Below are 22413 nucleotides of genomic sequence, written 5' to 3'. Positions count from 1 at the left end.
ATAAGCAAATAGCTAGAGTTTACAGATTAATAAAAGCGTCCTCAGCTTTGATATCAGTTGACAGTAAATCATTGTCGGATAACCACTGTCGTACCTCTTCCCAAGAAGCGGGCTCTTGATATCCAAATTCTTGATCTCCCGCATTCATTAGCGGCAGTAGAATTTCTAGACTCTTTTTCTCAATTTGCTGATCGAGTGGAGAGGTCGCATCTTCATGTGCAAGCAGCAGGTTTAGCGCTTTTTCCGGATTGTCTTCTACGAATTTCTGTCCTTTAGTAATGGCGGTTAGAAACTTTTTGAAGGAGGACTGAGAATTTTTTAATCCCTGATCACTGGCGACAAGTACAAGCTCATAATAATCGGGTACACCGTAATCCGTGGGATTGAACGAGTGAACCGGATGACCTTCTTTTTCTAGGATTAATTGTTCGTGGTTAATGAAACCACCCATAATGGCATCTACTTGGCCGGTCGAAATCGCTGGAATAAGGTCAAAGCCTACGTCGATTAATTTGCTGGTGTTTGGGTCACCCCCATCGTTCTGGATCATTGTACGAATCATGGCCTCATAAAGAGGGATGGAAGAATACCCAATCTGTTTACCTGTGAGGTCTTTGGGACTATGGATATCTCCAGTTTGAGGTACCATTAAATGATTAAGCGGATGTCGCACAATCGCTGCGATCGAGCGGACTGGAATGTTCTCACCGCGTGCCATGAGCACCTGAGGCTGATAACTAAGTGCTAAATCGATTTTATTCGCTGCCACAAGTTTCAGAGCATCGTTGCTGTCTGAGGGCATTTGGATCTCTACGTCCAGACCTTCTTCTTTGAAATACCCATTGCGCTCAGCGGCATATAGAAAAGAGTGAACGGCATTGGGATACCAATCGAGCATAATCGTCAGCTTGTGTGTTTGCGTATTTTCGTTATTGGAAGAATTAGCAGAAGGGTTATTTATGTTGGAAGCTTTTCCGCAGCTGCTTAAGATTAGGACTGAACAGAAGAAACACAAGGGAATAAGCCATTTTCTTTGGACGTTCAAATGATTCATCGGTTAGAGCCTCTTTTCTTTAAAAATAATGATTCGAGCAGAGCTATCAACAGAAACAGCACCACGCCGAGTGCGGATAAAAGAAATACTGCGGCGAACATTTCGGCACTTTGCATATTTCCAGCCATCCTTCTACTGAAGTAACCGAGTCCTTTGCTGCCGCCAAGCCATTCACCGATGGTTGCTCCAATGACGCAGTACACAATGGATAGCTTTAATCCTGAGAAAAAAGAGGGCAGCGCTAGCGGAATTTGGGTTTTAGCAAGTAGTTGCCAGTGATTTGCACCCAAGGTTAACAATAAATCCTTGTATGCTTGTCCACTTGTACGAAGTCCATCATATGTACTCACTACGACTGGAAAAAAAGCAGTTAGAAACACAGCAGCCACTTTACTCCACAGCGTATATCCGAACCACATAATAAAAATGGGGGATAGAGCGATTAATGGGATCGTCTGACTGATAATAAGGAAAGGATAGATGGCTTTTTCAAGCGGTCGAAACAAGAACATTCCGGTGCCCAATAGTGCACCACAGATAACTGAAAGAACGAAACCGAACAATATTTCCTGTAGCGTCGCCAATAAATGCTGTCCAATTAATAATTGCCTGTGCTCAATCAAAGCGATACATATTGATGAAGGTGCAGGGAGGATAAAGGCTGGAATCAAGTGAAGGCGAACAGCTGACTCCCAGATCGCAACAATGAATAATACGAGTAGAATGAAGGGGCCATAATTGTCTAGATGTTTTTTAAAAGGTATGGGCTGCATACAGTCTTCGCTCCAACTCTTCCCGCAGTGTTATAAACCGGGGTTCATAGTTCATCTTGTAATGTCTTGGCCTAGGTAAATCAACGATGACCTCCTGTACTCCGCTACGTCCGCCTCCAGACATTAAGTAAATTCGATCACTGAGCAATAGCGCTTCTTCTAGATCATGGGTGATGAGCATCACCGTTTGACTCAGTTCACCCCAAAGCTCTAACAGCCAACGATGGATTTCTCGCTTGGTCATAGCGTCGAGTGCCCCAAATGGCTCATCTAGTAGCATTAGACCGCTGCCGTCTCCAGCCACTAACGTTCGCAGAAATGCGACTCGCTGTTTCATTCCACCCGATAGTTCATGAGGATATGCCTTCTCTACATCGGTTAAACCGAAGCGTGACAGCATTTCCCGAATTTGAGAGATCGTCTGTTGTTTACTGAACCTTGGTTTAACCTCCCAGGGCAAAAGACAATTGTCGAGTACCGTTCTCCAGGGCAACAACAAATCCTGCTGAGGCATGTAAGCGATCTGACCTAAGCGAGTGGTGGCAGATGGACTCGTATGAATCATTATTTTCCCATGAGTGGGTTCGAGCAAGCCTGCTATAGTTTTGAAAAGCGTGCTTTTCCCGCATCCGCTAGCCCCAATGACAGCGACAAACTCACCTTGCCTAATATCCATGGTTAAGTTTGCGAATACAGGGGGCTGTTTAGATTCGGGAAAAGAGTAGGCTAGGTCCTGAATGGATAGGATTGTTGTGATGATCTAACCTCCTAAAAGTTTTGTGGATGAAGATTCATCCTGAAAAGCCTCAAACAAAACTAGCTTCGGAAGCATGTGCTTAAGTTTTGTGATTGATTGTAAACAAATAAAGACCCATCCATTTCCGGTGGGAAATGAATGGGTCAAAAAGTTCATTCTGCATAGTAACACTAAAAATGCATGGGATGAAAATTCCGCTCCACTTCCCTCCGCTGGTATGATCCAGATCAGGTTCCAAGGGTCCGGAGCTTGAAGCTCCGTCTCAGTCGGCCGACTCCCCTAGTGAAATAACAGGTCCATATTTAATTTGTTTATAAATATACCATAACTTTCTGAGATGTAAAGAGAGGATCTTGTGAAGGATTATTCTAAGAATGGGTAATATAAGGATAGAGATTTACCTAATATTACAATTCCGATGTATATTATCGGAAAAAGCATTGACGGCAAACAGATGCCAGTGTAATATACAATTTACCGGATAATTCCGGGTAAAGAGAGGGGAATTATATAATGAAAAAACTAAGTTTAACTATCCTATTGGCGTTAACCGTGGTGCTTGTAGCGGCTTGCGGTAATAATACGAAAACCGATACTGCTACGAACTCTTCAGCTGGAACTAATGACGGAGCAGCATCTAATGGGCAAAACAGTCTGGAAGCTGTGAAAGCTAGCGGCAAATTGCGGATAGGAACGGAAGGGACCTATGCACCTTTTACTTTTCATGATGCTTCGGGGAAGCTGACCGGTTTTGACGTGGAAATCGCTGAAGAAGTATCGAAGCGTCTCGGTGTTGAACCTGAATTTTTTGAGACACAGTGGGATGGTATTTTTGCAGGGATGGATGCTAAGCGGTTTGATGTTATTTTTAACCAAGTATCCATTAATGAAGACCGTAAAGTGAAATATGATTTCTCTGAACCGTACATCGTATCTAAAGCGGTATTGATTGTGAGTGAAGACAATAATGATATCAAGACTTTCGCAGATCTTAAGGGTAAAAAGGCCGGTCAATCTCTAACCAGCAACCTGTCCGATATCGCTCGTGAGAACGGCGCTGAAATCGTAGCAACAGACGGCTTTAATCAAGCAATGGACCTGCTGACCTCAGGCCGCATTGATGCGACAGTAAATGATGGCTTGTCTTATCTGGACCTGAAAAAACAGAAGCCTGATGCGAAAATTAAAGTGGTGGATGAGATTCCTGACGGTTCGCAAAGCGCCGCTGTGTTCCTGAAAGGCAACGACGAGTTGGTAAAGGCTGTCAGTGATGCAATTGTTGAAATGAAGAGCGATGGAACATACTTAAAGATTTCTGAGAAGTACTTTGGTGCTGACGTTTCAAAATAATACATGGCTTCAGAAGCTAGACTAGCTTGGAGCCAAAAAAGGATGTCTGAAGATGGATGACCGCAAAATACAAATTTTCTTAGATTCACTGCTACCCCTGCTAAAAGCCGGGGTGGCTTTTACCATTCCTTTGGCATTGATATCATTTGTTCTGGGACTGATATTAGCGATATTGACTGCACTAGCTCGTCTCTCCCCTTGGGTACTTCCGAAGCTAATCGCCCGCTTTTATGTATGGGTCATTCGTGGAACCCCATTGTTGGTACAACTATTTATTATTTTCTATGGTTTGCCCGCAGTGGGAATTGTGCTCGACCCATTCATTGCCGCGACTATTGGGTTTACGCTTAGTGTAGGGGCTTACTCATCAGAAATCGTACGTGCCGCTATCCTGTCGATACATAAAGGTCAGTGGGAAGCGGCCTTCTCCGTTGGGATGACTCGTGCGCAAGCATTGCGTCGCATTATTCTGCCACAAGCTGCTCGTGTATCTGTACCGCCGTTATCGAATTCCTTTATTAGCTTGGTTAAAGACACATCGCTTGCAGCGACCATTACCTATACGGAGATGTTCAGAACAGCACAGCAGGTTGCTTCCACCTCCTACGAGCCACTGCTGATCTATTGCGAAGCAGGATTGTTCTATTTACTATTCTGCTCTGTGTTGTCAGCACTGCAAAATTACTTGGAGAAACGACTGAGTCGTTACTCTGCGAGCTAAAGGAGAGATAGTTATGATTGAAATACTTAATTTGCATAAATCCTTCGGTGAGCTGCAGGTCTTAAAAGGCATTGATCTCAAAATGGAGCATGGCAAGGTGCTGGTTATTATTGGCCCATCGGGTTCAGGCAAAACGACACTATTACGCTGCTTTAATCTGCTTGAAATCCCTGATCAAGGAAGCTTATCGCTCAGTGATATTAAAATTAATTTTACGGATAATAAGAAAATTCCGCAAAATTCTGTTTTGGCGTTACGTCAAAAAACAGGGATGGTCTTTCAATCCTATAATCTATTCCCGCATATGACTGCACTTGGTAACGTGATGGAGGGACAGGTAACTGTCCAGAAACGATCTAAGGAAGAGGCACGCGAACGTGCTCTCCAATTGTTAGCTAAAGTAGGCTTGGCTGACAAAGCGGATGCTTATCCGCACCAACTGTCTGGGGGGCAGCAGCAACGGGTAGCCATAGCTCGAGCCATGGCAGTTGATCCAGAGGTACTTCTGTTTGATGAGCCTACCTCGGCGCTCGATCCTGAGCTGGTGGGGGAAGTGCTTAAGGTTATTAAGCAGTTAGCTGCAGAAGGAATGACCATGGTGATTGTGACCCATGAGATGAAATTCGCTGCTGATGTGGCTGACCGGATCATTTTGATGGATGGTGGCCATATTCTGGAGCAAGGGACTCCGCAAGAAGTGCTTGAGCATCCGAAGCATCCTCGCGCCTTGCAATTTCTGAACAGAATTAGTGGTGAAGAAGTATAAACGAAGAGCGAAACGTAAAAAGCAGCTCAGGACTAAACCTGGGCTGCTTTTTCGTGTGCATCATCAAGTGCATTTTTTAGAACTGTAGATGACTCTTTTATTTTAGGGTTTAATGCCAGTCTTTAGAAATTCCAAAGCATTATAGAGCATAATTGCCGCTTCGGCGCGGGTTATTTCGCTTTTCGGATTAAACTTCCCATTTGCGTCTAAGCTATTGATCTTGTATTTAAGTGAACGTTGAATACTGCCTTGATAAGAGGGGTTCAGCGCAGCTTCGTCAGTGATATCTACTGGATCTATTTTAATCATTGGCAGATTACCAATGCCTTCAACCCCTTGCACAAGGTAGTTGGTGAACTCTTCTTTAGTTATTGTTTTGGTAGGATCAATATCCTTAGGAAGCTCGACACGATTGTAGTAAGCATTGATGAAGGCTTCAGCATACCAAGCTTTATCTTTAACCTTTGTAAACAAGCCGCTGGCAATAGGAGCTTTGTTGAAATCGATGGCCGCGAGGCTAAGCTGGAGACCACCTGAAATGAACTGGATACCTTGTGCTGTTGTTACTTTGGAGCTGGGCAGGAATTGGGATTCACTAACCCCTTTGATTAGGCCTTGATTTTTTAAAGAAATGATTTTTTCTTTGCCGTTTATGTTGTCAATATCCTTAAAGGTGTTTCCAGCTGCAAACATCTGGCCACCCAAAGAGAAGGAGAGAATGGTCACCGTTGTTATTGCGGCTAACGTACTTTTTTTCATATTCATGGTCATTTCACCTCGTTGTATGGATAGGCCTCGTGGCCGCTATCAAATCCTTAAACGTAGAAAAATATGGAAAAGTTGCGGTCAATCCAACATTATTTCACGAAAAAGTAGATTTCGGTAGAAATATGGGCTTGTTTGGATGAAGAACTTTGGATAAATGAGCTGAGATGTTATAATGATGTCAGGCTCTATTCATTTGTGGTTATTTTTGTTATGATTATATCGTAACGATTACTATTTACGCTTAATATTTTGATGCATACATGGGTGCGTCTCAGTGGGTACGGATGTTAAATCATTCCGGGAAGGTAGGAGATGAAATGAATCAAATTTCAAATATCAGTCAGCTGTTTGCGGCGCAAAAATATAAATTAACGCCCCAGCGTGAAGCTATAGTGAACATATTGCTCGACAATGAGAAAGAGCATCTTAGTGTAGAAGAAGTATATATGATAGTAAAGCTCAGCTATCCGCATCTTGGATTGGCAACGGTATACCGTACACTAGAGCTCTTATGTGAGCTTCACATTGTAGAGAAGATGAACTTCGGAGATGGAGTCGCACGTTACGATCTGCGCGGGAATGATCATGCTCACATGCATCATCATTTGATATGCAGCGTGTGCGGCAGGCTGGAGGAAATTAAGGATGACTGGCTGGTGGAGCTAGAGAAAAGAGTGGAACGTGAATATGGCTTTAACGTCACGGATCACCGTCTTGATTTCAAGGGTACTTATGGCACGTGTAAACGAACGGGCTGCAAAAAAGAAAAAGCAAACAAAGCGGTCTCATAAGCCCGCTTTCTAACTAAAAGAAGAGGCTGTCTCAAAAGTAGTAAATGCTACTTAGGGGCAGCTTCTTTTTCTGTGAGTAAATGGGGAAAAACTCTCTGAAAATAACTGATAATTGACCTATATGAATGGTCATAGGGAAATCCTCCCTATAAATCGGCGAATTCCCTATATTTCATAATAAATCATTTAATTTATAGGGAGAAATTCCCTATTTATTTGAGGACACTCCGCGATCGCACCGTTGTACAATCTTCTTCCAGAACATGCTTGAGTAAGCCACAGTGAGGCAAAAAAACGCAAAGCAGCGCGTCTCAACTAACAGGAGAAGCGTTGCTTTGCGTTTTTGATAGATATAGGAAATCCAGCTATGGAGACAGCATGCGTTTTTTCTTTAGCTTCGAGTAGGCACGAAGGATTTAATCCACGTTCCGAAGCTTCCAGGGTTACGACTCTGAACGAGGATAACACCTTCTCCACGGAATCGGCAGACGAGTGCTTCACCACTGGTTAAACTGTTTAACCAACCGGCGGCCGCTTTTTCAACTTTATAGTCCATATAATCTGGCCACGCGACAAGATGCCCATTATCGATAACCATCTCTTCACCAGGTGCTAAATTAATGGCGTGGATCGCTCCGAAGGAAGACAGGAATACAGTTCCTCTTCCACTGATTTCAACAATAAAGAAGCCCTCACCGGAGAAGAGACCTCGCGTTAAATTTTGCATTTTGGTATTCACTTGAATGCCTTCAGTTCCAGCTAGGAATCCATCCTTCTGAACTAACAGCTTATAGGATCCGTCTAATTCGATAGCTTGGATATCACCTAATGAGCCAGGAGATAGCAGTACCTCGCTTTGACCACGTGTAGCTCTTAGTTCCTGAAAGAAAAACTTTTCTCCGCTTAGCATTCTGCCTAGGCCTCGCATTATGCCACCATCAGCGGTTCCTTTTAATTCTACGTTTGGTGACATTGCGACCATTGCGCCCATTTCAGCTTTAACGCTTTCGCCTGGGTTTAGGTATACCTTCAGCATAGCAAAAGCACCCTCATACAAAACATCATATTTCATCCTAAAAAACCTCCGAATCTATTTAGATAAGTTAGATAACTATCAGTGATCTCATTGTAACGGAATTCTGGCTGCACTCATAGTCTGGAATATGTTAAAATGTAGTTGTCTCATAGTTCACCAATGAATAGGAGTGTGGTGCCACATGGCACGTACCAAAACACAAAAAGCCTTGCTAAAGGCAGAGCGCTCAGGAACCTGGTGCGCAGCTCAAAGTCGAAGATCCAATGGGGATTATGGCGCCATTTCACAGCATGTACGGTTAACACCGAGCAAGCAGCAGCAACTGAATAAGAATAAACACAAGGAGCAGATCTTCCAAGATGATGCTCCTTTTCATTTGGCGATTTGAAAAGAATATGTCACTAAGAATATACTGATTGAAGACATACTGCATAGGAGATGTGTAACTGATGAAACAAAATAAATATGATGACTCAAATTTCTTCTCAGCCTATAAACAAATGCCTCGTTCCATTGGTGGACTTGAAGCTGCGGGGGAATGGCATGTATTAAAGTCACTTCTCCCAGATTTACATAATAAAAGTGTTCTTGATTTAGGCTGCGGATTTGGCTGGCACTGTTTATATGCACGTGAGCAGCAAGCAAGTTCGGTCATAGGAGTGGATATCTCTGAAAAAATGCTTCAAGAAGCGCGTGAAAAAACAGACGATCCTGCCATAACCTTTATCCAGAAACCGATTGAGGACATTGAATTTGCAAGCGAGCAATTTGATGTGGTCATTAGTTCGTTGGCCTTACATTATATCGAGTCCTTTGAAGCCATCTGCCGCAAGGTTAATACTTATCTTAAGCCAGGCGGAAGCTTTATTTTTTCAGTGGAACATCCCATCTTTACTTCTCGAAATGAACAGGACTGGTACGTGGATGACCAAGGAAATCGCCTCCATTGGCCTGTAGATCATTATCAGTCTGAGGGACTGCGTGAAACCACATTCTTAACAGAACATGTGATTAAATATCATCGTACGATTTCAACCTACTTCAATGATTTAATTGGTGCTGGTTTTGCTATCAAAGCAGTTAGGGAGCCTAAGCCTTCTGAAGAAATGTGCAATGATCCATGGATGAAGGACGAGGATCGAAGACCGATGTTCCTAATCATTTCAGCCGTAAAAGAATTATAATCTCACTATCATGATTTTTGTTTGAGTATAGAAGCAGGGGCTATCCTTGAAGTAGTTTATCTACTAAAGGGACAGCCCTATTTTTAAAATTTATGAAGATACGCTTCACGTAATACATTATCCTTATATTTCTCGCATAAACGCTTACCGTCCTTTAGGGACGCCGTAGGCGTTTTTGCTTGTTTATGCGTCTCGTATCTTTTTATACTTGTGCTCTGCTATGCACACGGTACTGTCTAGGTGACATGCCGAAACGACTACGGAATACGCGGTGAAAATAGGTGTAATTTGCGAACCCGCAGGTTTCTGCTACTTGCTCCAGCGGCATAGGACTGAAGGTTATTCGTTCTCTTGCCATTTCTAGCCGGACATCATTTACATATTTAATAATGCTCGTGTCGAAGGCTTCTTTAAATAAATGGACGGCACGGGAGACGGAGATATCTACATGAGCGGCAACATCCTCCAACAAAAATGGTAAGGTTGCATGCTCCTCAACATATTGCTTCATTCGGTAGGCTAGATAACCTTTAGGCGTAATCGCTGGTTGATCTGTAATGAGTCTGTCGATTTCCATACATAGGATTTGCAGATAACAGGCGGATATCGCTGGTGAGAAATCGGATAGACGTCTGTGCTCAAGAATCAGCTGCCGAAACAGACCAAGAAAATTCTCACTTAATGGCACACTTAGACGAGTGGGTCTTTGAGCGCGCTGCCACCACTCCTCAATCCAAGTTCCTTCACAAAAAATATGATAATCTCCGCTTTCAATTCGCGGCTTACCTACAGGATACTCTTCCTTATCAATGATTAAATAGTAAGGATCGTTAGGAGCAAACAGCATGATATCGCCGCTCTCTACTGGAGTCATGACACCGTCGATCAAGGCTCGGCTTCGGCCCTCCGTTTGCAGACGAATTAAATAGTTCTGATTTCCATGACTATGAGACATATGAAATGGTTTACGATGAAATGAGAATCCAGCTGATAATACGTGACAGGTAGTTGATTGAGTCATAGCTCCTCCTTGATGTCTAGAAATGATAATCAGATTGTTCATGTTTTAATCATATTATTCATTTTATTATATACGCTTTCATATTACTATGTACCTAAGCAATAAAGAAAGAAATCGACCATCAACGCTATGCGGAGTCGATATTAGCTATGCAAACAAGAATGGTAGTTAAAGGAAACTAATGGGAATCAGATTAGTCAATTCTGCAACAGCATTATTGTTCAAGTGAAATCCGCTATTAATCTCTTAGGGGACGAGCAGCGGAAGGAAGTTTATACGAATTAGCAAGTTAACCCTAAACCCATTGGAGTGATTAGAAAATGCTGAAGATAGGTCTGCAATTGTACACACTTAGAGAAGAACTGGAACAGGATTTTGAAGGAACACTGCGCAAGGTAGCAGCCCTTGGATATAAAGGCGTAGAGTTTTTTCACTTTTTCGGTCGTACCGCAGCAGAAGTTAAACAATTGCTAAATGAGCTTGGACTGGTAGCCCTTGGCGCACATCGCCCTTATGACGCATTGCTGAATGATACAGAAGCAGAGATCTCTTACAATCTTGAGATTGGAAATCCTAATTTGATTGTTCCTTATCTGTCAGAAGAACAACGTAACTATGAAGAGGTTGCTGCGAATCTAAAAGTTATTGGTGAAAAGTGCAAAGCGGGTGGAGCAGTTCTTCTGTATCACAATCATGATTTCGAGTTAACAGAAAAATATGGTGATAGTGACCGCACAGCTTTTGATGGATTGTTTGAAGAAGTGCCAGCTGACCTACTGAAAGTGGAAATGGATACTTGCTGGGTACATCATGCTGGCTATGATCCGGTTGAATATATCAATAAATACGCAGGTAGACTACCGATCATCCATCTGAAGGATTTGAAGAAACAGGAAGATGGTACTCCGGAAACAGTTGTGCTAGGTGAAGGTGAAGTGAACCTTAAAGCAATTTTAGATGCAGCTGTACAGGCAAATGTGGAGTGGGCGGTAGTAGAGCAAGATTTCTGCAGACGTTCACCATTAGAAAGTGTAGAAGATAGTTTGAAATGGGTAAAAGCATACGCAAATCAAGGAGGAAAAGTTAATGTCTAATAAGTTGAGAATTGCTATTGTAGGTTGCGGTGGTATCGCGAATGGAAAACATATGCCGAGTTTGTCACGTCAGAAGGATGCTGAAATGGTAGCTTTCTGCGACATCGTTGAAGAACGTGCACAAGAAGCGGCAAAGACTTATGGCGCTGAAGGTGCTGCTGTCTATACAGATTACACCGAGCTTTTAAAAGCTGGCGGATTTGATATTGTTCATGTATGTACACCGAATGACAGTCACTCCGTGATTACTATTGCAGCATTGGAAGCTGGAAAGCATGTAATGTGTGAGAAACCAATGGCTAAAACTACCGCTCAAGCACAAGAAATGTTGGATGCTGCCAAGCGTACAGGTATGAAGTTGTCTGTCGCTTACCAGAATCGTTATCGTTCGGATAGTGAATACCTGAAAGCGCTCTGCGAAAACGGCGAACTTGGAGATATCTATTATGCAAAAGCAATTGCGCTACGTCGTCGTGCGGTTCCTACTTGGGGAGTGTTCTTGGATGAAGAAAAGCAAGGCGGCGGACCACTGATCGATATCGGTACACATGCGCTTGATCTTACTTTATGGATGATGGATAATTATAAACCACGCAGTGTTATGGGCTCGTCTTTCCATAAGCTGAGTAACCGAAAGAACGCTGGAAATGCTTTTGGTCCTTGGGATCCTGAGCGATTTAAGGTAGAAGATTCGGCTTTTGGATTTATTACCATGGAAAATGGTGCTACAATTGTACTTGAATCCAGCTGGGCACTTAATGTATCTGAATATCGTGAAGCTCAGACGCTTCTTGCAGGTACAGAAGGTGGTGCAGATATGAAGGATGGTCTGCGCCTAAATGGTGACCGTGGTGGACGTCTGTATGAGACCAAAGTAGACTTGTCTGCTGGTGGAGTAGCTTTCTTTGATGGAGGACAGGAAAATGAATCTGATCGTGAAGCTCGCTTGTGGCTTGAGGCGGTTAGAGAAGATAAGGAACCTGTAGTTAAACCTGAGCAGGCCCTCGTCGTTACTCAAATCTTGGAAGCTATTTATGAATCTTCACGTACAGGTCGCGCTGTGTATTTTGACGGCACATCAGATAATTAATAGGGAAATAGGAGTGGAAGTCATGAGCTCAAACATACATTCCGTAGTCATCGTTGGCTTTGGAGGAATGGGGAAATATCACGCAGAATTGATTAAGGTGAATAATTCCTTAGAAGTGGTAGGAACGTACGACCTGCTTGAAGCACGTCGTACGGACTCCATCAAAGCTGGCTACAAGGTATATGAAAGTTATGAAGAAGTATTAGCAGATCCTGCAGTTGAGATTGTTCTTATTGCTACACCAAATGATGTGCACAAAGAAATTGCTATACGTGCGCTGCAAGCTGGCAAACATGTTATTTGTGAGAAGCCGGTCGCTATGTCGAGTGAAGAGCTTCAAGAAATGCTGGCCGCTGCAGATGCAGCAGGACGTGTGTTCATGGTACATCAGAACAGACGTTGGGATGAGGATTTCTTAACCATCAAAAAAATGTATGATCAAGAGACTATCGGTTCTTTGTTCCAGATCGAATCTCGCGTACACGGGGCGAATGGTATTCCAGGAGACTGGCGCCATGTCAAGGCACAAGGTGGAGGAATGCTGCTGGATTGGGGCGTTCATTTATTGGATCAGCTCTTATTTATGATCGACAGCAAAGTCACCAGTGTGAGCAGCAGTCTGAGCTTTATTCTCGGCAATGATGTAGATGATGGTTTTGAGGCTATCCTGCAATTTGAGAATGGGATAAAAGCAATCGTAGAGGTTGGCACAACCAACTTTATTACGCTGCCTAGATGGTATGTGAAGGGTATTGAAGGAACTGGAATTATCGAGGATTGGTCTTTAACTGGACGTTTAGTAACTAGAAACCATGAAGGTGAAAAGATCGAGCCTAAGCCTATACGTGCAGGTGTTGGATTAACTAAAACTATGGCGCCTCCTTCGGAAGGGGCTACGATTACTGAAGCTTTACCTCAACCAGCGGAGCTAGGCTCTAGCTTCTATGACAATTTCGCAGCCGTAATTGAGGGAACAGCAGAACCAATCGTTAAGAATGCCGAAGTACTGCGTGTTCAGAATTTAATTGAGGCTATTTTTGAATCTGCTGAGAAGAATCAAGTGCTGAAAGACTTCGATTTGTATGGTGAAGGTAAGTAAACTATTAGCATGAGAGGTGACTTACAATGAAACTTGGAGTATTTATGGTCTTGTTTGGCGGCCGTAAGCTGGAGGATGCTCTTGATTATGTAGCGTCCAAAGGACTAAAGGCAGTAGAAATTGGTACGGGTGGTAATCCTGGCAACAGTCACTGTGATCCTAAGATGTTGCTCGAGAATGAAACGGCATTGAAAGAATTCAAGCATGCTGTAGAATCTCGTGGATTAACGATCAGTGCACTAAGCTGTCACGGAAATCCGCTGCACCCACAAAAAGAGCTTGCACAGAAAGATCATGAGGATTTCGTAAACTCGGTCAAATTGGCGCAGAAGCTAGGTATTCCAGTCGTTAATACGTTCTCAGGATGTCCGGGTGATCATGAGGGTGCCAAGTATCCGAACTGGCCGGTAGCTCCATGGCCAAATGATTATCAAGAAATTCTGGATTGGCAATGGGAGAATAAAGTGATTCCGTACTGGACGGAGTGGGGAGCATTTGCTGCTCAGCATGATGTAAAGGTGGGTCTTGAGCTACACGGCGGATTCTCCGTTCACACACCAGGTACTCTGCTACGTTTGAGAGAAGCTGCGGGTGAAGTGATCGGAGCTAACCTTGATCCAAGTCATATGTGGTGGCAAGGGATTGATCCGGTACAGGCGATTCATATTTTGGGGCGCCAAGGTGCAATTCATCATTTCCACGCTAAAGATACGGTTATTGATCCAGTCAATGTCAATATGCATGGCTTAACAGATATGCAATCCTATACCAAAATGCTTGATCGCGCTTGGCAGTTCCGTTCGGTCGGCTTTGGACATGATCTTAAGACTTGGGCTGACATTATGAGTGCTCTTCGTTTGGTAGGATATGATTATGTGGTTAGTATTGAGCATGAAGATGGGTTAATGTCTGTGGAAGAAGGCTTCTCCAAAGCTGTAAGTAATCTTCAACAAGTATTGATTGAGGAGCCACTGACAGAAATGTGGTGGGTCTAATAGAACATAAGAAATGACGTGCGCAAGCACGTCATTTTTCCTGTATTGATATTCTGAATTACTAAACATACCCATTGGAGGACGAGCATGCAACCGATAAAAATTCAAAGAGAACACAAGCTCCAGATTACATCCAGCATTCAAGATTATTTTGATTCGGAGTTGTCCAGCGAAATTGGTCAATTAGCAAGTGAGAATCTTCTCGATTTTATGCTCAAAGAACTCTCGCCTTATATTTATAATCAGGCACTGGCAGACGCCCGTAAAGTGATTGAGCAAAGGATGATTTCCATTGAAGAAGAATTGTATGCACTTGAGCAACCTTTAACGCCTGATAGAAGATAGTCCGCAACATAATTTATTGTTTATCGCTGATTGGTAATCGTTACATCTGGGTCAGTTTCTGCTTCATAATCTACACCTTCAGTCTCGAATCCAAATAACTGGAAGAATTCCTGTTTGTAGCTATGCAGATCTGTCAATTCATAGATATTGTCTGTAGCGAGTTCATCCCAGATTTGAGCCACTTGAGTTTGTACAGCCGGGGACATCTCCCAGTCATCTATTCGGATGCGGCCTTCTTCATCCACAGGAGTCCCCTCTAGTGCATATAGACGCTCTGCGAACAATCGATAGGTTTGCTCAATACAGCCTTCATGAAGTCCTTTCTCTTTCATGATTTTGTATAGAGCAGAAGTGTACAAGGGTACGACAGGAATCGCTGAGCTAGACTGTGTGACGAGACCTTTCGTAACCGCTACATATGCCCGACCGTCTATAATAGATAGTTCTTCGTTAAGCTTATGTGCTGTGGATTCAAGATGATCTTTTGCACGCCCAATCGTGCCCTTGCGATATACGGACTGGGTGATTTCTGGTCCGATATAAGAGAATGCGATTGTGGTGGCATGATCGGCCAATGCTCCGGCTTGTTGAAGTGCTTCAATCCAAAGCTGCCAATCGTCACCACCCATGACTCGAACGGTATCATCGATTTCCTTTTCGGTAGCGGGCTCAATGGAAATTTGGCTTACCTCACCCGTATGAAAGTTTACAGTTTTATTGGTATAGGTATCCCCTATTGGTTTAATTACGGAGTTATAAATTTCACCCGTCATAGGGTCTGTTCGGCGAGCGGAAGCAACGCTGTAGATGACTAGATCAACTTGTCCCAATTCACTACGAATCAGCTGTATAGTTCTATCCTTAGTCTCTTTGGAGAAGGCATCACCGGTTACGCTAAAGGATTGAAGACCCGATTTCTCTGCAAGCTCTTCAAAAGCTGCTGAATTGTACCAACCAGCAGAGGCTGTACGGGCTCCGTTGCTGCTGCTCTGGCGGTAGACGCCTACTGTGCTGGCTCCAGCCCCAAAGGCGGCTGTAATCCGTGAGGCGAGGCCATATCCTGTAGAGGCGCCAATGACAAGCACCTTACGTGGTCCTTTGATCTCGGGTTGTGCCTGGATATATTCGATTTGTCGCTCTACTTGACGAGCGCAACCTTGCGGATGGGCGGTAGTACAGATAAAGCCGCGTGTTCTAGGTTTTATAATCATGATAATGTTTTTCCTCTCTTTCATGAAAAGCTGGCTAAAGATACTCGATAGTTCTAATTTTAACAATTTTTGATCCATTGGAGAAGGATTGTTTATGGTTTGATACTTAATTCATTATGGTGGTGAGATTTTGGAAAGTTCTACTAAAACGAAATTAACTACAGAGCAACAGAATATTCTGGTTGGTGCTACTTTTGGAAATCATGTGAGCATTATTCGAAGTACGGAACTGACGGGAGGTTATTTTAACGCAGCATATGACCTTCTATTGTCAGACGGTAGAGCAATGATTATAAAGATCGCGCCATCAGATGAAACAGACACCCTTAGTTATGAACATGATATTATGGCTACTGAAGTTGCGGCGATGCGATTGATGAAGTCAAAAGCGACAGTACCTGTGCCTGAGGTATACGCTTATGATAACAGTAAAAATTTGATTTCGAGTGAGTTTTTTTTCATGGAGAAAATAATCGGCCAGCCCTATAATGAAATTAAGGAAGAACTAAGTCCGCAGCAGAGAATTAGTATTGAGGCAGAGTTAGGTCGTTATTGCCGCTTAATTAATGAGATTCATGGTGAACGTTTCGGGCTATTTAGTGCATCCACACAAGTAAAAGGGACTTCATGGCGGGAAACCTTTAAGCATTTGATGATGAATTTGCTTGACGATGCACGTCGTTTAGAAGCGAAGATGCCCATTCCGTTAGAAATCGTTGAGGCAGAGATCATAAGTCGTTTACATGTTATGGACGCAGTCACTGAGCCTCGTCTAATACACTGGGATTTATGGGATGGCAATGTGTTTGTGCAAGAGGGCCGTATCGTTGCGTTGATTGATTGGGAGCGGGCACTTTGGGGCGATCCACTTATGGAATATTATTTTCGTTATATTGAGAATTCAGAGCATTTCTGCAGAGGGTATGGGAATAGCTTCGACAGCCCAAATGAATGTGCCCGCAAAAAACTCTACGACTTATATATCGACTTAATTTACTTCATCGAGTATTATTCGCGTAAGTACGACAGCCAAGGACACTTTAAATGGGCGCATGATAATCTGCTTGAGGGCTGGGATCGGTTTATGAATTAACACAATTTTGACACAAGTACAATATAGAAGATAAGGAGGAAGAGCAGGAAAAGGGAGATACTGACGCTTGAATGGCTTAGTGTACATATAGATACCGTAAGCTTGCTGTGGCTGCTGCCGATACAACTTATGTTTCTAGAGCATTTTTGCGCAAAATGTATCACTCGATGATGCACGTGACTTCTCGTAACTTTGCTTTAGAAGTGTTGTTCGTGTATATTTTGATAGTGGGATTAATCTGCATCGCAGCATTCTTTTCATATTATTTATTGTATTTGTCAGTGCTTGCAGCAATCTTCTTCCATGTATTCACTCATCTGGAAAAGACTATTCATTTGAAAATGTTTACACCTGGCGTGGTTACAGCAGTACTAGTAGTTCTTCCTAATCTATTTATGCGTATTTTCACGTAGTATCTGTCATTGATATTACACGCAATAAACAGAACTAGTACTAAAGTATGCGGCTAGCCGTATTTTTTCAGAAAAATCTTGACTAGAGCCCTTAAAACTAGATAAAATAATACTTATTGCTTACAACATGCTGAGAATCATTATCATAATTGACGAGGAAATGAGAGGGTGACAAGATGGAGCGCCTTTTAGAGGTAAAAGACTTAGCGATATCATTCAAAACACACGGTGGAGAGGTACAAGCGATCCGTGGTGTTAGCTTCCATGTAGATAAAGGTGAAACTCTTGCGATTGTTGGAGAATCAGGTTCCGGTAAAAGTGTAACCTCACAAGCGGTTATGAAGCTAGTTCCTACACCGCCAGGAGAATATAAACGCGGACAGATTCTGTTCGATGGACAAGATTTGATTGGCAAGACTGAGAAGCAGATGCAGAAAATTCGCGGTAAAGAGATCGGTATGATTTTTCAGGATCCGATGACCTCTCTGAACCCAATGATGAAGGTCGGCAAACAAATTACTGAAGTGCTGCTCAAGCATGAGAACATTTCTAAGGCTGATGCGAATAAACGTGGGATTGAGCTTCTCAATCTTGTAGGTATTCCTTCACCAGAACGTCGCTTCACTCAATATCCGCATGAATTCAGTGGTGGTATGCGTCAACGTGTTGTTATAGCAATGGCACTTGCTGCGAACCCTAAACTTCTGATTGCGGATGAGCCTACAACAGCGCTCGACGTAACCATTCAAGCACAAATCCTTGATTTGATGAAGGAATTGCAGAAGAAGATTAATACGGCTATTATTTTTATTACCCATGATCTCGGGGTTGTAGCAAGAATGGCAGATCGTGTAGCTGTAATGTATGCCGGACAAATTGTCGAAATGGGAACAGCGGAAGAGATCTTCTATGATCCAAGACACCCATACACTTGGGGCTTGCTAGCTTCCATGCCAAGTTTGGAGAGCAAAGGTTCTTTGCTTACAGCAATTCCTGGTACGCCTCCAGATTTGATCAAACCGCCTAAGGGCGATGCTTTCGCACTTCGTAGTACTTATGCTATGCAAATCGATATGGAGAAAGAGCCCCCTATGTATAAGGTTTCGGATACCCATATGGTGAAGTCTTGGCTAATGCATCCGATGGCTCCTAAGGTGGAACCGCCGGCAGTTGTTAAGAATAGACAACGTGTGCTTAAGAACGCTTATCCAGAACCTGTTTTGGTGCAAGAAGGCGCTAATTAAGCAGATTGTTTACGTAAAATATAAAAGGAAACGTCAGGCCATTTCGATGGCTTGGCGTTTTTTTTATTGTTTAGGTTCGCGGGAGCCAGTTTGCCTCCGCTGAGTACCGGAAGAAGCTAAAGAAGTACCATATTTCGTAGCATGAGCCGCCGTTAACGTAACGAGCCAAATGTATGCGAAAAACCGAATACAATGTGCCACCGTTAACGTAAACGAGCCAAATGTATGCGAAAAATCGAACACAATGTGCGGCCGATAACATAAATGAGGCAAATGTATGCGAAAAATCGAATACATGTGCCGCCGGTAACGTAAACGAGCCAAATGTATGCGAAAAACCGAATACAATGTGCCGCCGTTAACGTAAACGAGCCGAATGTATGCGAAAAATCGAATACATGTGCCTCAGGTAACGTAAACGAGCCAAATGTATGCGAAAAACCGAATACAAAGTGCCGCCGGTAACGTAAACGAGCCAAATGTATGCGAAAAACCGAATACAAAGTGCCGCCGGTAACGTAAACGTGCCAAATGTATGCGCAAAATCGAATACAATGTGCCGCCGGTAACGTAAACGAGCCAAATGTATGCGAAAAACCGAATACAAAGTGCCGCCGGTAACGTAAACGAGCCTGCGCCGTTATCCGCCCTGAATCACCCGGGAATGGGCTTGTTATTAGTTATGATGAACGAAAGGCAGCCCCTGTTCGCACACCGTAGGTTAAAATGGAAGTTGAAGGACAACCATTTCAGAGCTACATGCGAAAGGAGCTGTTAATATGAAGAATACCATAAAATACGTAGGTTTGGATGTATCAAAAGAAAAAATTGCGGTGGCGATTGCAGATGAGGGTCGAGAACCCGCACGATATTATGGAGCCATATCTCATACCCCAGATGCTGTGGCTCGAATGATTCGGAAAATCAAAGGTACAGGGATTACACTGGAGGTCTGCTATGAAGCCGGGCCTACGGGGTACGACTTATATCGCTGGCTGACGAAAATGGGGATTTCCTGCGTGGTAATCGCACCTTCGCGTATGCCACAGCGTCCCGGCGATGCTATAAAAACCGATCGACGGGATGCTGAAAAACTGGCTCAACTGCACCGCGCAGGAGAATTGACTGCGATCCATGTGCCGACTCCTGAACTCGAAGCCTTAAGAGATCTCATTCGTGCACGAGAAGATGCTAGGCAGGACTTACATCGGGTTCGGCAACGGCTCATTCATTTTCTGTTGCGTCACCAGATTCACAAGCCAGAAGGCATGAAAAAACGTTGGACCAAAAGGTACCGGGAATGGCTGTCTATGTTGAAGTTTAATAATGTAGCTCAAGAAAAAGTTTTCGCGGAATCCCTGCAACAGCTCCGGGAAGTGGAGGAGCGAATCAAGCGACTTGAAGCCGCAATGCGAGAAGAAGCACAGATCTGTCCATACGCACCTGTCATTCAAGCGTTGCAAGGTCTGCGGGGAATTGCCCTGCTGACGGCTATGACTTTAGTTGTCGAGATTGGAAATTTTGAGCGTTTTCGTTCACCGGCTCAGCTCATGAGTTACCTGGGACTAGTGCCACGGGAGTATTCATCGGGAGCAAGTACCAAAAGAGGAAGTCTTACAAAAACCGGAAATTCCGGTGTGCGACGTGCACTGGTGGAGTCCGCATGGAGTTACCGTCACCGTCCTGCAGTTAAAGGAGATTTAGCAGTGCGCTTAGAGGGTCAGAGTGCTCATGTCCATGAAACGTCGTGGAAAGCCCAAGAACGGTTACACAGCAAGTATTTAAAGTTAGTCAGACGTGGGAAACACCGAAATTTAACTATGGCTGCGGTAGGTCGTGAGTTAGTTGGATTCATCTGGTCAATAGCGGTAGATGCAGAACGGAAAATGGCGTAGGTGAAATGAAAAAAACACAAAAAGTATACCCAAAAGATTTGAATTCTTGGGGCATGGAGACAAAGAGAAAGGTACGAGGAGAATCCGTGAATTCCCTATGCACAGGATCCCAGATCTGACGTGCGAAATTAGTTTGCGGAAGCTCCTTCGACGTAGGCATAATATGTGGTAACCAACCCACGGATAGCAGATTGCCAGCCGACGACTCGCATTTTGTCTCTGTGCCCAAGGAATTGAAAACCCTTTGGTTTAAAGGGGAAAACAGGGGTATTGACTAATTCGTTCATAGCAGGGAATAAGTGCAATATGGTCCGTAAGCGGAACCTCACTACGAATGTGTATATGGATATGAGTATGGAATTACGGATGTACTCAGCAATCTTGTAACGCAACCTCCAAGGAATTAACAGTAGAAACGGGGTTCCAATTAGTCCTGAGAATGACTAATTGGAACCCCATTTTATGGATGAACGGTTAGTCTTCAAACTTCCGAATTACAATGACCGCATTATGCCCACCGAAACCAAAGGAGTTAGACATTCCTATAGTAAGATCAGTTTTTCGCGCAATGTTCGGGACATAATCCAGATCACAGATGGAATCTTTGATCTCCTGATTAATAGTAGGGGGAATGATTCCTTCTTGTATACTCTTAATCAGAGCTATAGCCTCTAGGCCGCCAGCCGCCCCTAAAGCATGTCCGGTCATAGACTTATTGGCAGTTATGGGAATCCGATGTGCTTGATCGCCGAATAACTTTTTAATTGCAAGAGTTTCGGAGCGGTCACCTACTACTGTACTTGTGGCATGAGCGCTGATTACATTCACATCCTTAGGCTGGAGATTAGCTTCATTCAGAGCCAGCTTCATCGCTTGATAAGCACCGATCCCTTCCGGATGGGTGGCGACCATATGATAGGCATCAGAGCTGGCGCCATAACCGATAACTTCACCGTGAATCTCAGCATTTCTACGCAGAGCATGAGTGAGTGACTCTAGAATGACAATGCCGCCTCCTTCTCCAATGACAAATCCATCCCGCCCACCGTCAAAAGGTCGACTTGCCTTAGATGGCTCTTCATTTCGAGTGGATAATGAAGTGGCATTGCCGAAACTAGCTAAAGAGATTTCAGTAATGGCAGCTTCTGAGCCTCCCGCTATAACAATATCGGCACCTCCATAATGGATCAGCCTGAAAGCTTCTCCGATCGCCGTATTCCCAATAGAACATGCAGTCACTGGAGCCATTGTAGGTCCCATGGCTCCTAATCTAATGCTAATCATCGCCGCAGCCATATTGGAGATCATCATCGGGATTAAAGTGGGACTAACCCTATCGGGTCCACGTCGATCTAAAACACTCCCTTGTTCCATCAATGTCTGAATACCACCAACACCAGAACCTACATAAACTCCGAGTCGTTCCTTGTCGATCTTATCAAGCTGTAAACCAGATTGTTTCCAAGCCTCTTCAGTAGCCGCGAGGGCGAACTGACTAAATCTATCCATTCTGCGTGCCTCTTTACGGCCAAATCTGGCTTCCGCATCGAAGTCATGCACTACTCCTGCGATCTTTGCCTTAAAGTTTGATGTATCAAATGAAGTGATTGGTGATATCCCTGATTCACCAGAAACTAGACGATCCCAAAATTGTTCTACTGAATTCCCTAGTGGGGAGATTAATCCCATACCTGTGATGACTACGCGTTCCAT

The 22413-nt window shown here is 43.7% G+C and carries 23 protein-coding genes and 1 riboswitch; of the genes, 15 read left to right on the top strand and 8 right to left on the bottom strand.

Going from position 1 to position 22413, the window contains the following annotated elements; translation table 11 throughout:
• Positions 1 to 19: 19 nt before the first annotated feature.
• The 3 genes from NSS67_RS21005 to NSS67_RS20995 are packed head-to-tail and all read right to left on the bottom strand — an operon-like array spanning position 20 to position 2503.
• Positions 20 to 1054 carry an ABC transporter substrate-binding protein gene (locus NSS67_RS21005; protein ID WP_339315539.1) on the bottom strand — a complete coding sequence of 345 codons (1035 nt, stop codon included), beginning with the start codon at positions 1052 to 1054 and terminating at the stop codon, positions 20 to 22.
• Complete coding sequence (locus NSS67_RS21000) at positions 1051 to 1827, bottom strand: ABC transporter permease (protein ID WP_339315538.1); 777 nt, start codon at positions 1825 to 1827, stop codon at positions 1051 to 1053. The genes NSS67_RS21005 and NSS67_RS21000 overlap by 4 nt, the downstream gene beginning before the upstream one ends.
• Positions 1808 to 2503 (bottom strand): ABC transporter ATP-binding protein, encoded by a 696-nt coding sequence (locus tag NSS67_RS20995; protein WP_339315537.1) that lies wholly within the window; start codon positions 2501 to 2503, stop codon positions 1808 to 1810. The genes NSS67_RS21000 and NSS67_RS20995 overlap by 20 nt, the downstream gene beginning before the upstream one ends.
• 268 nt (positions 2504 to 2771) lie before the next feature.
• A riboswitch (TPP riboswitch) is annotated at positions 2772 to 2875 on the bottom strand.
• 222 nt (positions 2876 to 3097) lie between these two features.
• On the opposite strand from NSS67_RS20995, the gene NSS67_RS20990 reads away from it, so the two are divergent.
• Genes NSS67_RS20990 through NSS67_RS20980 form a run of 3 tightly spaced genes read left to right on the top strand, consistent with a single transcriptional unit; the run spans position 3098 to position 5421 of the window.
• Positions 3098 to 3934: an amino acid ABC transporter substrate-binding protein gene (locus tag NSS67_RS20990; RefSeq protein WP_339315536.1), complete on the top strand. Its 837-nt coding sequence runs from the start codon at positions 3098 to 3100 to the stop codon at positions 3932 to 3934.
• Between the two features lie 52 nt (positions 3935 to 3986).
• Positions 3987 to 4655: an amino acid ABC transporter permease gene (locus NSS67_RS20985; protein WP_339315535.1), complete on the top strand. Its 669-nt coding sequence runs from the start codon at positions 3987 to 3989 to the stop codon at positions 4653 to 4655.
• 13 nt (positions 4656 to 4668) lie between these two features.
• Positions 4669 to 5421, top strand: coding sequence for an amino acid ABC transporter ATP-binding protein (locus tag NSS67_RS20980; RefSeq protein ID WP_339315534.1), 753 nt, complete (start codon positions 4669 to 4671; stop codon positions 5419 to 5421).
• Positions 5422 to 5523: 102 nt separating this feature from the next.
• Here NSS67_RS20980 and NSS67_RS20975 read toward each other — a convergent pair whose 3' ends face one another.
• Complete coding sequence (locus NSS67_RS20975) at positions 5524 to 6186, bottom strand: S-layer homology domain-containing protein (protein ID WP_339315533.1); 663 nt, start codon at positions 6184 to 6186, stop codon at positions 5524 to 5526.
• A gap of 320 nt (positions 6187 to 6506) precedes the next feature.
• Between NSS67_RS20975 and NSS67_RS20970 the strand changes: the two genes are divergently transcribed.
• Positions 6507 to 6980 carry a transcriptional repressor gene (locus tag NSS67_RS20970; protein ID WP_339315532.1) on the top strand — a complete coding sequence of 158 codons (474 nt, stop codon included), beginning with the start codon at positions 6507 to 6509 and terminating at the stop codon, positions 6978 to 6980.
• Positions 6981 to 7371: 391 nt separating this feature from the next.
• On the opposite strand, the gene NSS67_RS20965 is transcribed toward NSS67_RS20970, so the two are convergent.
• A complete protein-coding gene (locus NSS67_RS20965) occupies positions 7372 to 8052 on the bottom strand; it encodes a TIGR00266 family protein (protein WP_339315531.1) in 681 nt (226 codons plus the stop codon).
• A gap of 145 nt (positions 8053 to 8197) precedes the next feature.
• Between NSS67_RS20965 and NSS67_RS20960 the strand changes: the two genes are divergently transcribed.
• Together NSS67_RS20960 and NSS67_RS20955 are read left to right on the top strand one after the other, a co-directional pair.
• Positions 8198 to 8404 carry a hypothetical protein gene (locus NSS67_RS20960; RefSeq protein WP_339315530.1) on the top strand — a complete coding sequence of 69 codons (207 nt, stop codon included), beginning with the start codon at positions 8198 to 8200 and terminating at the stop codon, positions 8402 to 8404.
• Positions 8405 to 8465: 61 nt separating this feature from the next.
• On the top strand, positions 8466 to 9200 hold the full coding sequence (locus NSS67_RS20955; RefSeq protein WP_339315529.1) for a class I SAM-dependent methyltransferase: 735 nt from the start codon (positions 8466 to 8468) through the stop codon (positions 9198 to 9200).
• A gap of 202 nt (positions 9201 to 9402) precedes the next feature.
• Here NSS67_RS20955 and NSS67_RS20950 read toward each other — a convergent pair whose 3' ends face one another.
• Entirely contained in the window at positions 9403 to 10221 is an 819-nt protein-coding gene (locus NSS67_RS20950; RefSeq protein WP_339315528.1) for an AraC family transcriptional regulator, read from the bottom strand.
• 320 nt (positions 10222 to 10541) lie between these two features.
• Here NSS67_RS20950 and NSS67_RS20945 point away from each other — a divergent pair, with 320 nt between their 5' ends.
• From NSS67_RS20945 to NSS67_RS20925, 5 genes are all read left to right on the top strand, one after another.
• Positions 10542 to 11315: a sugar phosphate isomerase/epimerase gene (locus tag NSS67_RS20945; RefSeq protein ID WP_339315527.1), complete on the top strand. Its 774-nt coding sequence runs from the start codon at positions 10542 to 10544 to the stop codon at positions 11313 to 11315.
• A complete protein-coding gene (locus NSS67_RS20940; RefSeq protein WP_339315526.1) occupies positions 11308 to 12405 on the top strand; it encodes a Gfo/Idh/MocA family oxidoreductase in 1098 nt (365 codons plus the stop codon). Before NSS67_RS20945 ends, NSS67_RS20940 begins: the two co-directional genes overlap by 8 nt.
• Positions 12406 to 12427: 22 nt before the next feature.
• A complete protein-coding gene (locus tag NSS67_RS20935; RefSeq protein ID WP_339315525.1) occupies positions 12428 to 13504 on the top strand; it encodes a Gfo/Idh/MocA family oxidoreductase in 1077 nt (358 codons plus the stop codon).
• 26 nt (positions 13505 to 13530) lie between these two features.
• Complete coding sequence (locus NSS67_RS20930) at positions 13531 to 14499, top strand: sugar phosphate isomerase/epimerase (RefSeq protein ID WP_339315523.1); 969 nt, start codon at positions 13531 to 13533, stop codon at positions 14497 to 14499.
• Between the two features lie 87 nt (positions 14500 to 14586).
• Positions 14587 to 14844, top strand: coding sequence for a DUF2164 domain-containing protein (locus tag NSS67_RS20925; RefSeq protein ID WP_339315522.1), 258 nt, complete (start codon positions 14587 to 14589; stop codon positions 14842 to 14844).
• 20 nt (positions 14845 to 14864) lie between these two features.
• On the opposite strand, the gene fabV is transcribed toward NSS67_RS20925, so the two are convergent.
• The gene (gene fabV / locus NSS67_RS20920; protein WP_339315521.1) at positions 14865 to 16055 is read right to left on the bottom strand and encodes an enoyl-ACP reductase FabV; all 1191 of its coding nucleotides are present in this window, start codon (positions 16053 to 16055) and stop codon (positions 14865 to 14867) included.
• A gap of 130 nt (positions 16056 to 16185) precedes the next feature.
• Between fabV and NSS67_RS20915 the strand changes: the two genes are divergently transcribed.
• The 4 genes from NSS67_RS20915 (at position 16186) to NSS67_RS20900 (ending at position 20700) form a co-directional block, all read left to right on the top strand.
• On the top strand, positions 16186 to 17148 hold the full coding sequence (locus tag NSS67_RS20915; RefSeq protein WP_339315520.1) for a phosphotransferase: 963 nt from the start codon (positions 16186 to 16188) through the stop codon (positions 17146 to 17148).
• A 155-nt stretch (positions 17149 to 17303) separates the two neighbouring features.
• Positions 17304 to 17561, top strand: coding sequence for an HXXEE domain-containing protein (locus tag NSS67_RS20910; protein WP_339320653.1), 258 nt, complete (start codon positions 17304 to 17306; stop codon positions 17559 to 17561).
• 176 nt (positions 17562 to 17737) lie between these two features.
• Positions 17738 to 18805: an ABC transporter ATP-binding protein gene (locus NSS67_RS20905; protein WP_339315519.1), complete on the top strand. Its 1068-nt coding sequence runs from the start codon at positions 17738 to 17740 to the stop codon at positions 18803 to 18805.
• A 779-nt stretch (positions 18806 to 19584) separates the two neighbouring features.
• Positions 19585 to 20700: an IS110 family transposase gene (locus NSS67_RS20900; RefSeq protein ID WP_339315492.1), complete on the top strand. Its 1116-nt coding sequence runs from the start codon at positions 19585 to 19587 to the stop codon at positions 20698 to 20700.
• 474 nt (positions 20701 to 21174) lie between these two features.
• Here NSS67_RS20900 and fabF read toward each other — a convergent pair whose 3' ends face one another.
• Positions 21175 to 22413, bottom strand: a complete 1239-nt coding sequence (fabF, locus tag NSS67_RS20895; protein WP_339315518.1) for a beta-ketoacyl-ACP synthase II — start codon at positions 22411 to 22413, stop codon at positions 21175 to 21177.

The organism is Paenibacillus sp. FSL R10-2734, from assembly GCF_037963865.1.
Taxonomy (GTDB): Bacteria; Bacillota; Bacilli; order Paenibacillales; family Paenibacillaceae; genus Paenibacillus_AQ.
This window is presented reverse-complemented; position numbering and strand designations above follow the sequence as displayed.

What these genes read in the sequence shown, in the direction of transcription:
- NSS67_RS20905 (WP_339315519.1), top strand. Translation starts at nt 17,738, where the DNA reads ATGGAGCGCCTTTTAGAGGTAAAAGACTTAGCGATATCATTCAAAACA.
- NSS67_RS20970 (WP_339315532.1), top strand. Translation starts at nt 6,507, where the DNA reads ATGAATCAAATTTCAAATATCAGTCAGCTGTTTGCGGCGCAAAAATAT.
- NSS67_RS20925 (WP_339315522.1), top strand. Translation starts at nt 14,587, where the DNA reads ATGCAACCGATAAAAATTCAAAGAGAACACAAGCTCCAGATTACATCC.
- NSS67_RS20910 (WP_339320653.1), top strand. Translation starts at nt 17,304, where the DNA reads ATGTATCACTCGATGATGCACGTGACTTCTCGTAACTTTGCTTTAGAA.
- NSS67_RS20995 (WP_339315537.1), bottom strand. Translation starts at nt 2,503, where the DNA reads ATGGATATTAGGCAAGGTGAGTTTGTCGCTGTCATTGGGGCTAGCGGA.
- NSS67_RS21005 (WP_339315539.1), bottom strand. Translation starts at nt 1,054, where the DNA reads ATGAATCATTTGAACGTCCAAAGAAAATGGCTTATTCCCTTGTGTTTC.
- NSS67_RS20930 (WP_339315523.1), top strand. Translation starts at nt 13,531, where the DNA reads ATGAAACTTGGAGTATTTATGGTCTTGTTTGGCGGCCGTAAGCTGGAG.
- NSS67_RS20935 (WP_339315525.1), top strand. Translation starts at nt 12,428, where the DNA reads ATGAGCTCAAACATACATTCCGTAGTCATCGTTGGCTTTGGAGGAATG.
- NSS67_RS20975 (WP_339315533.1), bottom strand. Translation starts at nt 6,186, where the DNA reads ATGAATATGAAAAAAAGTACGTTAGCCGCAATAACAACGGTGACCATT.
- fabF (WP_339315518.1), bottom strand. Translation starts at nt 22,413, where the DNA reads ATGGAACGCGTAGTCATCACAGGTATGGGATTAATCTCCCCACTAGGG.
- NSS67_RS20945 (WP_339315527.1), top strand. Translation starts at nt 10,542, where the DNA reads ATGCTGAAGATAGGTCTGCAATTGTACACACTTAGAGAAGAACTGGAA.
- NSS67_RS20940 (WP_339315526.1), top strand. Translation starts at nt 11,308, where the DNA reads ATGTCTAATAAGTTGAGAATTGCTATTGTAGGTTGCGGTGGTATCGCG.
- NSS67_RS20980 (WP_339315534.1), top strand. Translation starts at nt 4,669, where the DNA reads ATGATTGAAATACTTAATTTGCATAAATCCTTCGGTGAGCTGCAGGTC.
- NSS67_RS20965 (WP_339315531.1), bottom strand. Translation starts at nt 8,052, where the DNA reads ATGAAATATGATGTTTTGTATGAGGGTGCTTTTGCTATGCTGAAGGTA.
- NSS67_RS20990 (WP_339315536.1), top strand. Translation starts at nt 3,098, where the DNA reads ATGAAAAAACTAAGTTTAACTATCCTATTGGCGTTAACCGTGGTGCTT.
- NSS67_RS21000 (WP_339315538.1), bottom strand. Translation starts at nt 1,827, where the DNA reads ATGCAGCCCATACCTTTTAAAAAACATCTAGACAATTATGGCCCCTTC.
- NSS67_RS20950 (WP_339315528.1), bottom strand. Translation starts at nt 10,221, where the DNA reads ATGACTCAATCAACTACCTGTCACGTATTATCAGCTGGATTCTCATTT.
- NSS67_RS20900 (WP_339315492.1), top strand. Translation starts at nt 19,585, where the DNA reads ATGAAGAATACCATAAAATACGTAGGTTTGGATGTATCAAAAGAAAAA.
- fabV (WP_339315521.1), bottom strand. Translation starts at nt 16,055, where the DNA reads ATGATTATAAAACCTAGAACACGCGGCTTTATCTGTACTACCGCCCAT.
- NSS67_RS20960 (WP_339315530.1), top strand. Translation starts at nt 8,198, where the DNA reads ATGGCACGTACCAAAACACAAAAAGCCTTGCTAAAGGCAGAGCGCTCA.
- NSS67_RS20955 (WP_339315529.1), top strand. Translation starts at nt 8,466, where the DNA reads ATGAAACAAAATAAATATGATGACTCAAATTTCTTCTCAGCCTATAAA.
- NSS67_RS20985 (WP_339315535.1), top strand. Translation starts at nt 3,987, where the DNA reads ATGGATGACCGCAAAATACAAATTTTCTTAGATTCACTGCTACCCCTG.